Consider the following 14,804-nt stretch of genomic DNA (forward strand, 5'->3'; position numbering starts at 1 on the left):
GAGGAATATAAAAAAGGAACAGTGCTCCTTAGACAAGGAGATGTCCCTACGAATTGCTATTTTGTATTACAGGGATGTGTAAGGCAATACTTGATTCATGAATCGGGCAAAGAGGTTACGATCAACTTCTATACCGAGGAGCAAGCCATCACCAGCATTAATGCTCACAAGCAGGATAAGTCGTCCGAGTACACCTTTATATGTCTGGAGGACACCGTGTTGGTTGTTGGCGAGCTGGCTGTTGAAAAGGACATGTTTCGAAAATATGGTCAATTGGAATCCTTAACGCGTCAGATGGTCGAAGAAAAGTTTGGCCAAGTCCAAGATGAATATGCTGCGTTTATCGCCTCGACGCCGGAAGAGCGCTTTAAGGCATTGCTGCGAAATCGGCCCGGACTAATCGACCGTGTGCCGCAGCACCAGCTGGCGAGTTATCTGGGCATTACGCCAGAGTCTTTAAGCAGAATCAAGAAGCGGGTACATCAAGGCAAGGAATAATCAATAGTCAGGCCGCAATAGGGGTCTTTCCGTCCTTCCCACCTTTGAACAGCATCCATAAACCTAAGCCTAATTCGCCGGCGATCATGGGTATCGTAAATACGTAAGTAAGAATGGTTTTAATCCCCTCATATTGAGGGAAGAACACGTTGCATAAGTGGACGAGCATGTAGCCTGTACCGGCAAGCAGCAGCAAGATACTGATGATTTTCGATATGTTGGCAGATCTCAGGGCCACACAACCGACAATCAACAGATGCCCGCCAAAAATAATTAGCCCAATTGACCAGATAGCGTCAAAAGCTCGTACATACAACATCGCTTGCGTCTGAAGCTGATCGGAGATTGCAGAATGATCTGGACTGCCCGTGAGCAACAGCACGAATAGTAAGTTTAGAATAGCGATCGCAAGTATTCCTGTATAGATGAGTCGGAACCATGCGCCGAGCAAGGAAAGTCCTTGATGGATAGGCTTTAGAACCATATAGAAAGCCCAGGCAACCACGATATCGGCTATCAGGATCAACAGCCAACCAAAGATCTCAGCCTTGAATAGCATGGTGGATGACAGAATGTTATGAAAGGTGGCGCTGGCATCTCCTTGTACCACAAGGCCAGCATGGACATAGCCGTATGAGAAAAAGGAAGCTAGCGTCATGATGATCAGCGCAATGCCAGCAGTCAGGGCAGCTGTACGCTGATCGGTTCGTTGCATGTGTGTCGTAACCATCATCAAATCCCTCCAGGTGTTCTTTATGAATCCTATTGTAAGCAGAGGGTGATGATGGAGCATTGACTTAAATCAAGAGGAAATGAAAAGTGCCTAAGAGAACGTTTAAGCGCCTAAGCCAAGGAAAGAAGTCTTCGGCTTAGGCGCTTAATGTCCTTGCCCCGCACTGATCCACTACAGGCTTAGGGCTGTTCATGGAAAGCATGAAAGAAACGATCATAGAATGTTGTTCGATCGCTACTAATTGGATGTTGTAGCAAATTCGATTCAGATTGATCGGATTCCTTCAAATGCGTTGATCACCAATTGTTGCACATAGGGCTCGTCCAACGCTTCGCCTGTTACAAGCAAGCGATAGAAAATTGGACCATAAATGAGATCAATGCATATACCAATGTCGAGATTTTTTTTCAATTCTCCGCGTTGAACCCCTTTCTCCAAAATACCCCTTGCTTCAAGTCGACGGGGACGGAAAAACCGAGCTCGATAGGCCTCCGCCAACCCAGAATCAAACTGACCCTCGCCTAATAATTCCGTAATGATAATACCTTCCCGACTTGTTAAAAACCGGGTTAAATTCGTTGCATGAATTTGAATATCTTGAAATGTCGAACCCGTATCAGGCACAGGCAATCTGGCCGTGGCGGCGTGCAGGAAGCTATCCATTATCACGGCAGCCTTGTTAGGCCACCATTTATAAATTGTGGCCTTACTAACTTGGGCACGATCGGCAATTTTATCGACTGTTACGGCTTGAAAGCCATTCTCCAACAATAAATCGTAAGATGCGGAAAGGATAGACATTTGCGCTTCTACATTACGCGGCCTACCTCTTTTTCCATTCATCTAATCATCACCTTTCATCCATACATATCTTGTCCGAGAAAAATAAACTATACGTTCAGTATACCAATTATGAATAAAAAATAAAGTTGAGGTCACCTATTTACAAAACTAAACGTTCAGTATATTATTTGGTTATCAAATTTCTAAACTAAACGTTCAGTATTTAAAAAAAGGGGAGGAATCTACATTGTCTGCTTCAAAAAAACAAACAGTCGAGAAGCATATCCCGACATGGTTAATCATGTTGCTGGCTGCCGCATGCGGTATCATTGTAGCTAATCTTTATTACGCGCAGCCCTTAGTTGGGGTAATTAGTTCTTCAATCGGGTTGTCTGCAAACAGTTCCGGATTTATCGTGACATTAACGCAGATTGGTTACGTAGTCGGGTTGCTATTTGTCGTACCTATGGGGGATATTATTGAAAATAAAAGACTGATTATCGTTTCCTTACTTCTTACAGCGGTTGCCCTTGCCATTACGGCATTGTCGAAGCAATCTTTGCCGTTTTTAGCCGCTTCGTTTGTAATCGGTGTAGGATCAGTCGCTGCACAAGTGCTCGTACCTTTTGCGTCATACCTTGCACCCGAATCTTCACGCGGTCGTGTTGTCGGCAATGTTATGAGCGGATTGTTACTTGGGATCATGCTCGCTCGCCCTGTATCTAGTCTGGTAGCTGACTTCTTCGGCTGGCATGCCGTATTCGCTTTGTCCGCTGCAGCTATACTTATTTTGGTGATCGTACTGTGGAAGGTGTTGCCTGCAAGAAAGCCTTCTTTAGATACTTCCTATACAGCTCTGCTGGGTTCGATGTGGCATTTGCTGCGAACAACCCCGATTTTACGCCGCCGGGCTGCATATCATGCATGTGTGTTTGCGACTTTTAGCTTATTTTGGACAACAGTTCCATTGCTTCTATCCAGCCCGATCTTTGGTTTTTCTCAGAAAGAAATTGCATTGTTCGCGCTTGTTGGAGTTGCGGGTGCAGTAGCTGCGCCTGTGGCAGGGCGTTTGGCCGACCGCGGCTGGACTAGACCCGCGACAGGGATTGCACTTGTCACTGTCATCATTTCGGTTCTGCTGCCGCTTCTGATCCGGACGGGCTCACCTATCGGAGTGGCTGTTCTCGTCATTTCGGCCATATTACTGGACGCCGGTGTATCCGCAAATCTGGTGCTTGGACAACGTGCAATCTTTTCATTGAACCCGGAAATCCGTGGTCGTCTGAATGGGCTCTTCATGGCCATTTTCTTCTTTGGCGGTGCTATCGGATCTGCAATTGGGGGATGGATATACGCCACGGGAGGATGGAGTGCCGCGTTATGGATCGGAATGGCATTCCCGATCATTGCCATCCTTTATTTTGTTACAGAGAAGAAGTAGGGGGACGATGACTCATTCGATCAGTGGGGGGAGGGTAAACATTTTACATTCTGTCCCCCAAAAAATCCCCTTTCCGTTCACTCGTAGCTCAGGGCGGCCTGATCTCACGTTGAGTGCGTAAAGGGGATACTGATTCATATCTATGCTTTTATTTTGTTGGCAGAAATACGCTCTGTAATTTCAGTAACATTTTGCAGACCAAAGTCCAAGTTTCTAGCCATATACTTCTCGAAAAAGCTTGGGTCAATTCCTGTCAAATGATGAAAGAAGGATACTTCAACCTTCCAATCGTGTTCGATCATGTGGCCAATATCCACTATTCCCTTTTTTGAAACGAAATCAATGATTGTTTTGATTTTCATTGGTTTCTGGATCGGAATGATATCATCAAGTGGCTCCATTTTCAAATAACCTTTGCGGTGCAGTGCTGCGTAGAAATTCCGATGTTCTTTGGCCTCAATGATTCCAAGGTTTGCGGCTCTATAGCCTAACACTTGCAGAGACGTCTTCCATTTCTTTTTTAGATCGATGTAGCCATCTGGATTGGTGGGTCGAGTAATATCCTTCATGTCTAGCGAGTATTCTTCTTCCGGCAACAACAAAGCTCCGGCGAATAGATTTGCTTCATTCTCTATATTCTTGTGCTCTTTCCGATCTAAGTTAATGAAGTCAAGCTTGTAATGGAGCAGCAAATGCCCGAGTTCGTGGGCAAGATCAAAGTTTCGCCTAGCGGCGGATCGCTTCATATTTCCTAACATAATATAGGGGCGTTCATTTCGAGTCCACAGGCTATAAGCATCGATCTCCTCGCCAATCGCCTTTTCGAACACGAACACACCGCTTTTCTCGATTTGGAACAGGAGATCATCATTGCTGGATGTCGATAAATCGAGCCGTTTCCTCGCTAAATGAGCAACATAGGCGATTTGGACAGATCTATCGTCATCCGTATGAATTACATAATCCATCACTTCGTCCCGAAGCTTGATGATTTTGAGGGTCGGATGGCTTACATTAGCCGTTGCATAGTTCACAAAAGAATCTAGATATTCGAGATGCTTTGCTTCGGCCTGAGTTTTTGAGATGACATTCAACACCTTGGAACGATAAGCAATATTCATGACGTCGACATTTGCAGGTGAGCTATATTTTGCAAGCATGTCTTTCGAATAAAAGTATTTGCTTTTTACGTTAAAAATTCGTTTCAATTCATTCACGATCTGCATTTTCGGTGTAGTATACGCGTTCTCGTATTGCCAGACTGCTTGTTCGGTAACACCTAACATGTCGGAGAGCTGTTTGCGCGAATATCCGTGCATGATCCGTAAATTGGCTAGATTTTCGCCAATGAACATGCCTGTCCCTCCTAACAGCAAATTTAATGGTATATAGACAGGTATATTTTAACAGATATAGGGTGTAAGGATATTACTTAGTCTATAAAAAACAAAAACCCCCTCCGCCATTTGGGCGGAGAAGGTCGGTTTAATAAGATAATGTTGTTTTAACTCGTATAATTATCGAAATAACCTTGGATAAAGATAATTGGTGTACCTTTATCTCCGCTGCCGGAAGTCAAATCGGACAGAGAGCCGATGAGATCGGTCAATCTGCGAGGAGTTGTGCCTTGCGCTTCCATCGCACCGACGAGATCTGCACCTTTATTGGTAATGTATTCGGAGATTGCTTGCTTCAACTCTTCACCTTTTAGATGCGCGAAGTTATTATCGGCAAGGTATTTCAGTTTCACTTCATTCGGAGTACCGTCCAGTCCTGCTGTGTAGGCTGGCGATACAACTGGGTCAGCAAGCTCCCAAATCTTGCCCACAGGATCCTTGAACGCTCCATCCCCGTAAATCATGACTTCAACCTGCTTGCCTGTCTTTTCCTTGATTGCGCGCTGAATATTGTCCACGATCGGCTGGCAGTTGCGCGGGAACAGCTTTACGCTATTCTCTGTCGATTTGTTGGAGCCTAACAGGCCATATGATTCATTGCATCCGCTGCCGTCAATCGATGCAGTCAGGATGTCGTCGAGACCATATACGTTTTCCCCGCCATTGGCCCTCAAAATCTTCTTCGTTCTAAAACGCGTATGAATGTCGCAAGTCAGCACGTTTTTCGTGTACTCCAAGATTGTCTTTGGATGGTTGGAGAAAATAACTTCGCATTCCACGCCGTACTCTTCGATCAACGATTTATAGTAATCGATATAATCGACGCCAGTAAAGGTATGCTTGTTATAGCCGAACAGATCACGGAATTGCTGTTCTGTCAGTACATCCGTCCAAGGATTGATCCCTTTTTCATCGAGCAGGTCAAGATCCACCAAGTGGTTGCCTACTTCATCCGATGGATAGCTGAGCATGAGCACGATTTTTTTAGCTCCCTTCGCAATACCGCGAAGGCAGATCGCGAAGCGATTGCGGCTCAAGATCGGGAAAATAACCCCAACTGTTGCATCTCCAAATTTAGCACGTACATCCTGCGCAATGTGATCGATTGTCGCATAGTTGCCTTGCGCACGAGCAACTATGGATTCCGTAACCGTAACGATATCTCTATCTTGAATGTGGAAGCCTTCCGCTTCGGATGCCTTCAACACACTATCTACTACAATATCCTCGATGCTGTCACCTTGATTGATGATGGGGCAACGAAGGCCTCTTACTACAGTTCCAACGACTCTTTCCAATATAATCGCTCCTTAGATCGCTTATAGTGAATACATGACATGGCGTTCCTATTTGTACTATACACCCGTCTAATGGTATAAGTGAAATTAATATATCGAATATTAGGTATAAGGAGTGCTTATGTAGTGAGTAAGTTAGATTTATATAAGGTATTTTGTACGGTTGCAAAACGTGAAAGCTTCTCTAAAGCGGCACAGGATATGTATATGACGCAGCCAGCCGTTAGCCAAGCAATCATGCAGCTGGAACGGGAGTTGGATACTCGTCTATTCACGCGGACATCGAAGGGGGTATTTTTGACGAACGAAGGCCGACTCCTATTCGAATATGCGAATTCAGCGATGAATCTAATTCACGTCGGCGAGGAAAAAATGCTGGAGTTAAAAAATTTAACAACAGGCGAGTTGAAAATAGGGGTTGGTGATACGATTTCAAGATACTTCTTGCTTCCCTATCTGGAGGAGTTCCATAATCGGTATCCCAATATTAAATTCAAGATTATTAATGGAACCACCCTTGAAATATGTGCGCTGATCAAGTCAGGCGGGGTGGATATTGGCATATGCAATTTTCCGCTGGAGGATCCTGCATTGGAGTTAAGACCGTGTGCGGACATTCAAGATATTTTTGTATACGGGGAAAAGTTCAAGCATCTGTTAACTGGCCCAATCAGTCTAGATACAATCGCCAAGCTGCCGCTCATTTTCCTTGAGTCGAAGTCCAATTCCAGAAAGTATGTTGAGGATTATATCTTGTCAAAAGGCATACAGATTTCGCCGGACTTTGAGCTGGGTTCACACCATTTGCTATTAGAGTTCGCCAAAATTAATTTAGGCGTCGCCTGTGTGACGAGGGAATTCTCCCAAGAGTATTTGGACAAGGGGATTTTGCAGGAGGTTCAATTGGTGGAGGAAATCCCGAAGAGAAGCATTGGCATATGTTTTTTGAAAAGCGTATCCTTGTCTCCAGCGTCAACGAAGTTCGTTGAGATTATCGAAAGTAAGAGACTTTGATTTTATGCGTCTATATGCGTCGAAATTGTTACAAAACTCCAAAATGAAGTTTCAATAAGAGAGTAGATGAATGGAGGAGAGGCCTGTCCTATGGTAGACTTGTGTTATTAATATTTACCAATTACTAATGAGATGAGGGAATAAGATGGGGTTTCTGAAGAAGGTATTCGGCGGCAAGAATAATGGGGAGAAAGCGAATGACGGCACTACCATTTACACATATGGCGAAAGTGCCAATGATGGTTATGAGCCGCCTGCACCGATGGAATACATGGAAGAAATCGTTGCCCATTTCGAAAAGGTATTTCCGGGGAGGAACAGTGGTGTCTTTCATGAGCTTTATATCCGATATTGTACATATTGATGTTAATGTAATGGAGCCTACGGAAGAAGAACCGTTCTGGGTACTGTACACGACCGGCATGAGTGATTTGCCGATGACGATTCCAGATGAGATACGAGCGGAAATGGATGGAAATTACGATCGGGCGGAAGTGATGATGTTCCTTCCGGCTTCGTGGGAGCTAACCGAAAATGCCTTTAAGGATGACAACAATTACTGGCCGATCCGACTTATGAAGCAGATGGCTCGTTTTCCACATGAATATAACACGTGGCTCGGATATGGACATACGATCCCGAATTTTCAGGACTACGAGCCTTATGCTGATGGGACAGGCTTGAATGGGGTTGTATTTTATCAATTAAAAGAGGAAATCAGTGTCATCCCGACCAAGGATGGCAATCACGTTCATACTTATTTCCTGATTCCTCTGTACAAGGAGGAAATGGATTATAAGTTAGAGCACGGTATGGATGCCTTAATAGACAAATTATCAGAATTGGAAGATGGAGTACTCGAGCTAGATCCGAAACGAATCAATACGTGCAAGTCATAATAAGTAATTCTAGTTCTTGTCTAGAATCTAAAACGCCAGCTCTTTCACATCATTGAGAGAGCTGGCGACTTTTTTAGGTTAAGTACCTTCCATTTTGTATGACCAAATCGCGGCAGTCGTAATACTTTCACCCTGTTCGCGTGGTGTGAAGTATGTGATGATGGATGCATCAAAGGTTTGAAGCCACTCGGCTTTGAGCTCTTGATTTTCAGGCTATTGCGATCCTTCCTTCTACATTCATTGGCGAACTAGGGTCGCAGCTTTCCTGAAGATGTTAATTAGGAAAGGGGGCATCCAGGCTATCATATTCCTTCCTTCTATTGAATCTTCCATTGAAATTAGGGATATGGCTTTCCTGGAGTCTTTTTTATGATGATGAATACCATCTATCTGCGAAGAGCGAATAAGTTGATTGTGAACCAAGGGCAAGGAGAATATCGAATCTCTAAATCCCATTTGGCTACGGCGTTGAAGAATATAGAGCAGCTTGGGTATACGTTCTCCAAGCCATTAATAAATGCTGTCCGTACTTTGTCCAGGGATCAGTTCACTGTGTTCTATCAGGAGCTGGTCGCGGATCTTAAGGTAATGGTAGGTGCCCATGTGGCATACACACCGATGTATCCGGATTTCCCGGAGCAGGTGATGCAGGAAGATGATGTAGAGCTGTACCTGAATGCGATTTATCATTATGTGACCTTGGATGTGCCGCGCTACGAGGCAGCGGATCGACCGCCTCTGCTCGATCAGATCGATCTGAAGGTAATTGGTCTGGGCAGCAGAGCAGAGTTCCATAGGATGATTCGCCAGCTTATTCAGGCTAAGGGATCCATTTCCGAAACAGATCAGAACGATATCGACGCCGCTATCGAAAATGCGGATGCAGATGAGTTGGGGGATATTCTCCCTGACGAGATTCCATTCAAGGAGAACGTCGGCTTCGTGGCCGGTTCCTTATTGAAGCATGACAAGGCGAACCTGAATGTGATCCGCCCGTACTTCAAGACGGCTACCGATGTCCTGCGCCTCGCGGTTGCTTGGTCGTCTGGCGACGTTAGTCTGGCTGAGCCTACGCGCTTCCGCAAGTTCAAGCGGCCGGAGAGACGGCTGCTGCTCGGCCTGCTGGAACAATGCGGAGCGATTACCGAGGATATGCTGAGATATAAGCAGCGCTGGATTCGGTTAGGCGAGATTTTGCATCCATCGGAATATAAGCAGCAATTTGCGAGCAGCAAGGAAGCCTTTGATATATTGCGCAATAACAAGCCCTTCACGACTTATAACAGCAGCGTGGAGCTTGCCTTCCAATATCAGAATGTGTGGACGCTGATTGATCTGTTGACGAAGCGCCCAGGCGAGTTCGCCAGAAGACTCGATCACCTGCTGCGCATTGCGGAACAAGCGGAGTACGTGGTATTGGCATTCGGTGAAATTGCGAATCAAGTGTCAACACCTGTGCTCATGCAAGTGAAGTCCCATTTTACCCATCGCAACGAGCCCAAGGAACTTCGTACCTTTTTCCCGAAAGGGAATGTTGCCAAGGCTGTAGCGATTCCCAATACGCTTCCAGAGCTCGATACAGCGGTATGCCAAGATATTGTGCAGCTGTGCGAACAGACGCTTATGGAGCGGTTCTCGGCGCTTCCATCGCTCGGAAAGGTGTATGTCGATGAACGCATGAAGCGGTATAATGTTCCGTTCTCCCAGCGTTCGGCGAGCAAGGCGCTGCGCACGATTGTTCGGGGAAGCCGCATGCCGATGGAAGAAGGGGATACGGTTCGCTTCTTCACCTGGTGGAAGGAAGGTAAGGTGAACGGCATTCCTACGGGCCGTGTGGATATTGATCTGTCCGCTGTCATGTACGATCACAATTGGCAGTATGTCGAGCATATCTCATACACGAATCTGCGATCCTCGAAGTACCGAGCTGTGCACAGCGGTGACATCGTATCCGCTCCACAAGGAGCCTGTGAATTTATTGATCTGCACATTCCATCCATTGTGGATTATGGCGGCCGATATATTGTCGCTTCACTTCACTCCTTTACGATGCAGCCGTATTGCGAATTGCCAGAGTGCTTCGCAGGTTGGATGATGCGCAAAAAGCCCGGTTCCGGCGAGATCTTCGAGCCAACGACAGTTTCCAATAAAATCGACGTCACAGCTGATACGAAAATCGCAATTCCTGTTATTTTGGATTTGGTAGAGCGAACTGTAATTTGGACCGATCTCTCGCTGACAAGGCATCCAGACTTCTCTAACAATGTAGAAGGAAATCAAAAAGGGATGGTATTGATCGGCAAGGCGATGACTACTCTGCAGAAGCCGAATCTGTATGATCTGTTCATGCTCCATGCCCAAGCAAGAGGGGAAGTCGTTGCATCGGCAGATCAAGCGGATACGATTTTCTCAGTAGACGAAGGAGTTACTCCATTCGATATCGAGCAGATTATGGCAGAATTCCTTGTATGAGTGCATATATTTAGGCTCTATAGATGGCGGCGAGCCAGGATCCGGTTATCCGGTCTTGGCTTGCCGCCCTTGTTTTTAATAGTAATCCGGTTTCACAACTCCTTTATCTTTCACGAATTTCTGAAATAGAAATCGAACGATTGGCCCTACAATAAGAAGCTGGAGCGGGAATGCGAAAATAAAGTTCTGGAACACCAGTGAATAGTAATTTTCCAACCAAGATCCGCTCATCAATGGATTCGACAAGTACGCGGTTCCCAATCCATACAGAGACATGCAGAGAACCATCCCGCATACCATAAAGAAAGCCACAGATACAATCACGAACAACTTCTTGGACTTGTCATAGGGTAAGGAGAAAGCAATCTTCTTCGCTATGGGCCCCACAATAAAAGATTCTAGTATGAAAGCAATGGAGAAGGTCAGAATGAGTTGAACCAGTATGTTTCTCCAAGACAGTGTTTCGAGCAGGCCGTGCATGTATAGGTTATAAAACGTCATGAATACGACCATCCCGGAGCACATCATTAGGCCGAAATAGAGCTGCTCTTTTTTTTGTTGTCGGCATTTGATCATCCTTTCTTTTTAGACTTCGTCATTATAGAGAAAGCAAACACCACCACATAAGTGAACAATTTGTGATTTTTTTGATCTACCGAAGAAAATTTCTTGGAAACGCACGAGGAAGCCCACTATATGCTGAACACAGCTTATGTGGGCTTCTGTATGTTCTTATTTGGTTTCACAGCATAATTCGAATTTCCCCATTCGATTCTTCGTACGTTCGCTTAACAGGAAGGAATAGGACGCTGTAACGAAAGCAATAAGCACCATTACACTGCTAATCCAACCGAAGTGGAAAATCGGCACTCGTTCAACCAGTACGCCTCCTACGGCCGCGCCTAAGGAAATGCCAATGTTCAATACGGCTGTCTGATAGCTTAATATGATTTCGGAAGCGGACGATTTTAAGGAAATGAGATAGATTTGATTGGCTGTGGTTGTCGTCCAAGAAGAGAAACCCCATATCATGATTGTGACCATAGCCCCCCAAGTCGAACCAAACGCCACAGGCAAAGCAATCAGCGCCAGTACGTGCAGGATGAGGCTGGATCGAATCGTTACGGCTGTGCCCCATTTGTCAGATGCATAGCCGCCGAAGCGAGAGCCGATAAAGGCAAATATCCCTAAAACAAGGAGTGCCGTACTAATCATTTCAACGGAAAAATGCCCTATCTCCTGTAAAAGCGGAGAAATGTAAGTAAACGTAATCGTATACCCAATGATCCAAAATAATGTCGTTAATAAACCACTGAAGATTCGCTTATCTTTCATAATCAGCAGATGCTGTTTTAGCGAAATGGGTGTCTGCCCTGGAGCAGTCGGGATCATCCGTCCAAGCATGATAAAGAGAAGCACGGTGATTGCACCTATGATAAGGAATATGAAGTGCCAATCCATGTATGACGTTAGCAGCGTGCCAATGGGCATTCCGAACACAAGTGCAGCGCTAAAGCCAGTAGTCACTGTAGCAATAGCAGCACCTTGCTTGCCAGGCGAGGCCAGCTTAGCAGCGAACACGGTAGCGATGACGGTGAACAGACCGCCGCTAGTAGCCAGAAGAACGCGTGAAACCATAAGCATTTCAAATCGGGTGCTTAGAAACGCTGTAAGATTGCCAACCAAAAAGATAGCAAGGGAATATAACAATACTTTTTTCCGTTCAAATCGGATCGTCAACGCTACGAGGATCAATGATCCGATAACAAATGAAATAGAAAAAATAGTGACAAGCTGGCCTGCCATCCCAATGGACACATTAATGTCCGCAGCTATCATATTCAAAATCCCCACCGTGATAAAATCCACTGTTCCGATAATAAAAGCGCCTAACGCCAATAAATAGATGCCTACACGATTCATCAACTTGGTCTCCTTTACTGTCAGGGCGCGCGCCAAGTATGAATATCGATTTCTTGCATCAGTATATATCCCGTGTTAGCATGAATCAAACAAATCCTATTCATATATGACATGAGGTTTTACTTATGACAATAGCCAGGTTTGAAGTTTTCTCCCATGTAGTGGAGCAGGGAAGCTTTACGAAAGCAGCGGGAAAGCTGAATATGACCCAGTCTGCCGTAAGTCACGCAGTAGCTAGTCTGGAATCGGAGTGGGGCGTTGCACTATTAATTCGTGATCGTCGAAGAGGTCTTCTGCTGACAGAGGTTGGCCAGAAGATGCTGATACCGATGCGAGAAATATTGAACCAAATGGAAACCATCAAGCAAGAAGCCGCCTTGGCTTCCAATCTGGAGGCAGGCACGATCCGGATCGGCAGTTTTCCCAGCGCATCAGCTAATATTTTGCCAAGCATCATTTCGAAGTTCAATCAAAAGCATCCCAACATTGCCTTTACATTTTATGAAGGAACCTATGAGGAGATTTTGGAATGGTTCGAGACAGGGGTCATTGATATCGGCTTCGTCATCCAGCAGAACAAGGAACTGAATTTGCATATCGTACCCTTAGTCAAGGATAAGATGGTTGTCGCTTTCCCTGCAGATCATCGCTTTCAGCATGAAGCTGTAATTGATGTGCATGACCTGCAGGAAGAGGACTTTATTATGCCAAAAGGGCTTTATCGCGCAAATGTAGAGGAAATTTTTGAGCAAGCTCAAGTTACTCCCCGTATCCGCTTCGAGGTGCAGGACTGTAACACCATCTCCAGCATGGTTCAGGAAGGGCTTGGTGTTACCATCGGGCCTGAGCTGTCGTTCAAAAATCAGCCCAACATCGGTATCGGTAATCTTAAGCAATCGAGTTGGCGTAAAGTGGCCTTAGCCAGTCCTCCTCTCCAATGCACGTCGCCAGCCGTACAAGCCTTCTTCGCTGTCGCAAAGACAATGTTTGTGCGCACAGGAGAGCATGCTCAAGTATCAGGATCGGCAGATGACGAATGTGCCTACACAGAGATGTCCAGTTTATAAGAGCAATCGTAAGGAGCAATTTCACCGAAATGTGCGGCAAATGCTAAAAATAGAGTAGCAGTGCATCTCTTGGCATAAAGGTAAGAAGGACATAGATTTCAATGACTGAAAACGCTTCAAAAAAAAGCATTGACTTAACAGCGCTGGGAAACTAATATTGGTTACGTAAACGTTTAACTAACAGATAATATATTCACTGGTCTTATTCAGTTTCGAATTATGAAAAACGTTTACCCACGAGAGGTGGTTAGATGGCAGCTACGATCAAGGATATCGCACGAGTTGCTGGTGTCTCTACCGCGACCGTATCGAGAGTCATTAATAATCTTGGCGGATATAACGAAGAGACGGAGAAGAAGGTTATCGCCGTAGCCAAGGAATTGGGATATCGAAAAAATGAAAATGCAAGAAGCTTAGTGCAGAAGTCGACCAATACAATAGGTGTCATTATGCCGGATGTGGCAACGTCCTTTTATGGGGATATTATTAAAGGGATTGAGGACACTTCGTATGCGCATGGTTACAGTGTAATTCTAACTCATGCCGGCAGCCATGGCTCCCGAATTCAGGATTGCCTGAAGTTGATGGGAGAGCGCAGAGTAGATGGGCTCATTATCGTGTCCATCGAGCTGCAAGAGGTTGCAATCGACGCTATGACGTCACTGAGTATTCCCTTTATTTTGCTATCTACCAAGTCGGATCGGGAAGATGTACCTTATCTCAAAGTGGATGATTTCCGTGCTGCATATACCGCAGTTCAGTATCTCACCCAGCATGGACACCGGAAGATAGGGATGGCCGGAGCCAATCCAAGAGATCCGATATCTGGTGCCCCGAGAATCGATGGATATACGCATGCATTGCGTGATCTGGGGATCAAGGTAGACTTGAACCTGATTAAGTCAGGGGACTTTAGTTTCGAATCCGGCAAACAGGCCATGCAGGAGTTCCTTGAAGACGAAGTCGATATTACCGCAGTATTCTGCGCAAGCGATGAGGCTGCACTAGGCATTATATCGACATGCTTTGAGCACGGCATTAGGGTGCCAGAGGAGTTGTCCGTGGTCGGCTACGATAACTCTAAAGTATCGCGTATGTCGATTCCCCCGTTAACGACAGTCGCACAGCCCTTGTATGATATGGGAGGAGAAGGCTGCCGGAAATTGATTGACGCGATTCAGCATAGGATAAAGATTGAGTCCGAAGCGATACCCCATGAATTAGTGGTACGCAAGTCGGTCAAATCATTGAATGCAAAGTAATGGTTTGTACAACATGC

General features: G+C 45.5%; 12 protein-coding genes and 1 pseudogene. 7 read left to right on the plus strand and 6 right to left on the minus strand.

Going from position 1 to position 14,804, the window contains the following annotated elements:
- The coding region (locus tag BBG47_RS05995; protein ID WP_065290956.1) for a Crp/Fnr family transcriptional regulator at positions 1-498 on the plus strand (498 nt) is incomplete at its 5' end.
- Between the two features lie 7 nt (positions 499-505).
- Here the strand turns inward: BBG47_RS05995 and BBG47_RS06000 are convergent.
- A complete protein-coding gene (locus BBG47_RS06000; RefSeq protein WP_065290957.1) occupies positions 506-1,228 on the minus strand; it encodes a DUF4386 domain-containing protein in 723 nt (240 codons plus the stop codon).
- Between the two features lie 267 nt (positions 1,229-1,495).
- Positions 1,496-2,074 carry a TetR/AcrR family transcriptional regulator gene (locus BBG47_RS06005; RefSeq protein ID WP_065290958.1) on the minus strand — a complete coding sequence of 193 codons (579 nt, stop codon included), beginning with the start codon at positions 2,072-2,074 and terminating at the stop codon, positions 1,496-1,498.
- Positions 2,075-2,195: 121 nt separating this feature from the next.
- On the opposite strand from BBG47_RS06005, the gene BBG47_RS06010 reads away from it, so the two are divergent.
- Positions 2,196-3,455 carry an MFS transporter gene (locus tag BBG47_RS06010; RefSeq protein ID WP_083189106.1) on the plus strand — a complete coding sequence of 420 codons (1,260 nt, stop codon included), beginning with the start codon at positions 2,196-2,198 and terminating at the stop codon, positions 3,453-3,455.
- A 140-nt stretch (positions 3,456-3,595) separates the two neighbouring features.
- On the opposite strand, the gene BBG47_RS06015 is transcribed toward BBG47_RS06010, so the two are convergent.
- Both BBG47_RS06015 and BBG47_RS06020 read right to left on the minus strand, forming a co-directional pair.
- Positions 3,596-4,810: a spr1629 family repressor/antitoxin gene (locus BBG47_RS06015; protein ID WP_065290960.1), complete on the minus strand. Its 1,215-nt coding sequence runs from the start codon at positions 4,808-4,810 to the stop codon at positions 3,596-3,598.
- Positions 4,811-4,959: 149 nt separating this feature from the next.
- On the minus strand, positions 4,960-6,150 hold the full coding sequence (locus BBG47_RS06020; protein WP_065290961.1) for a coenzyme F420-0:L-glutamate ligase: 1,191 nt from the start codon (positions 6,148-6,150) through the stop codon (positions 4,960-4,962).
- A gap of 126 nt (positions 6,151-6,276) precedes the next feature.
- Here BBG47_RS06020 and BBG47_RS06025 point away from each other — a divergent pair, with 126 nt between their 5' ends.
- From BBG47_RS06025 to BBG47_RS06035, 3 genes and pseudogenes are all read left to right on the plus strand, one after another.
- Positions 6,277-7,164, plus strand: a complete 888-nt coding sequence (locus tag BBG47_RS06025) for a LysR family transcriptional regulator (protein ID WP_021257456.1) — start codon at positions 6,277-6,279, stop codon at positions 7,162-7,164.
- A gap of 145 nt (positions 7,165-7,309) precedes the next feature.
- Positions 7,310-8,063: pseudogene (locus BBG47_RS06030) on the plus strand (suppressor of fused domain protein).
- A gap of 372 nt (positions 8,064-8,435) precedes the next feature.
- Positions 8,436-10,535, plus strand: a complete 2,100-nt coding sequence (locus BBG47_RS06035) for a TerD family protein (RefSeq protein ID WP_175400492.1) — start codon at positions 8,436-8,438, stop codon at positions 10,533-10,535.
- A 75-nt stretch (positions 10,536-10,610) separates the two neighbouring features.
- On the opposite strand, the gene BBG47_RS06040 is transcribed toward BBG47_RS06035, so the two are convergent.
- Together BBG47_RS06040 and BBG47_RS06045 are read right to left on the minus strand one after the other, a co-directional pair.
- Positions 10,611-11,036, minus strand: a complete 426-nt coding sequence (locus BBG47_RS06040) for a DUF2798 domain-containing protein (RefSeq protein ID WP_483310700.1) — start codon at positions 11,034-11,036, stop codon at positions 10,611-10,613.
- A 231-nt stretch (positions 11,037-11,267) separates the two neighbouring features.
- A complete protein-coding gene (locus tag BBG47_RS06045) occupies positions 11,268-12,458 on the minus strand; it encodes an MFS transporter (protein ID WP_065290964.1) in 1,191 nt (396 codons plus the stop codon).
- Positions 12,459-12,583: 125 nt separating this feature from the next.
- Between BBG47_RS06045 and BBG47_RS06050 the strand changes: the two genes are divergently transcribed.
- Together BBG47_RS06050 and BBG47_RS06055 are read left to right on the plus strand one after the other, a co-directional pair.
- Positions 12,584-13,525: a LysR family transcriptional regulator gene (locus tag BBG47_RS06050; protein ID WP_083189107.1), complete on the plus strand. Its 942-nt coding sequence runs from the start codon at positions 12,584-12,586 to the stop codon at positions 13,523-13,525.
- Positions 13,526-13,776: 251 nt separating this feature from the next.
- The gene (locus tag BBG47_RS06055) at positions 13,777-14,787 is read left to right on the plus strand and encodes a LacI family DNA-binding transcriptional regulator (protein WP_065290965.1); all 1,011 of its coding nucleotides are present in this window, start codon (positions 13,777-13,779) and stop codon (positions 14,785-14,787) included.
- Positions 14,788-14,804: the final 17 nt, after the last annotated feature.

It is taken from the genome of Paenibacillus sp. KS1, assembly GCF_001680695.1.
In the GTDB taxonomy this organism is placed as follows: Bacteria; Bacillota; Bacilli; order Paenibacillales; family Paenibacillaceae; genus Paenibacillus_B; species Paenibacillus_B suaedae.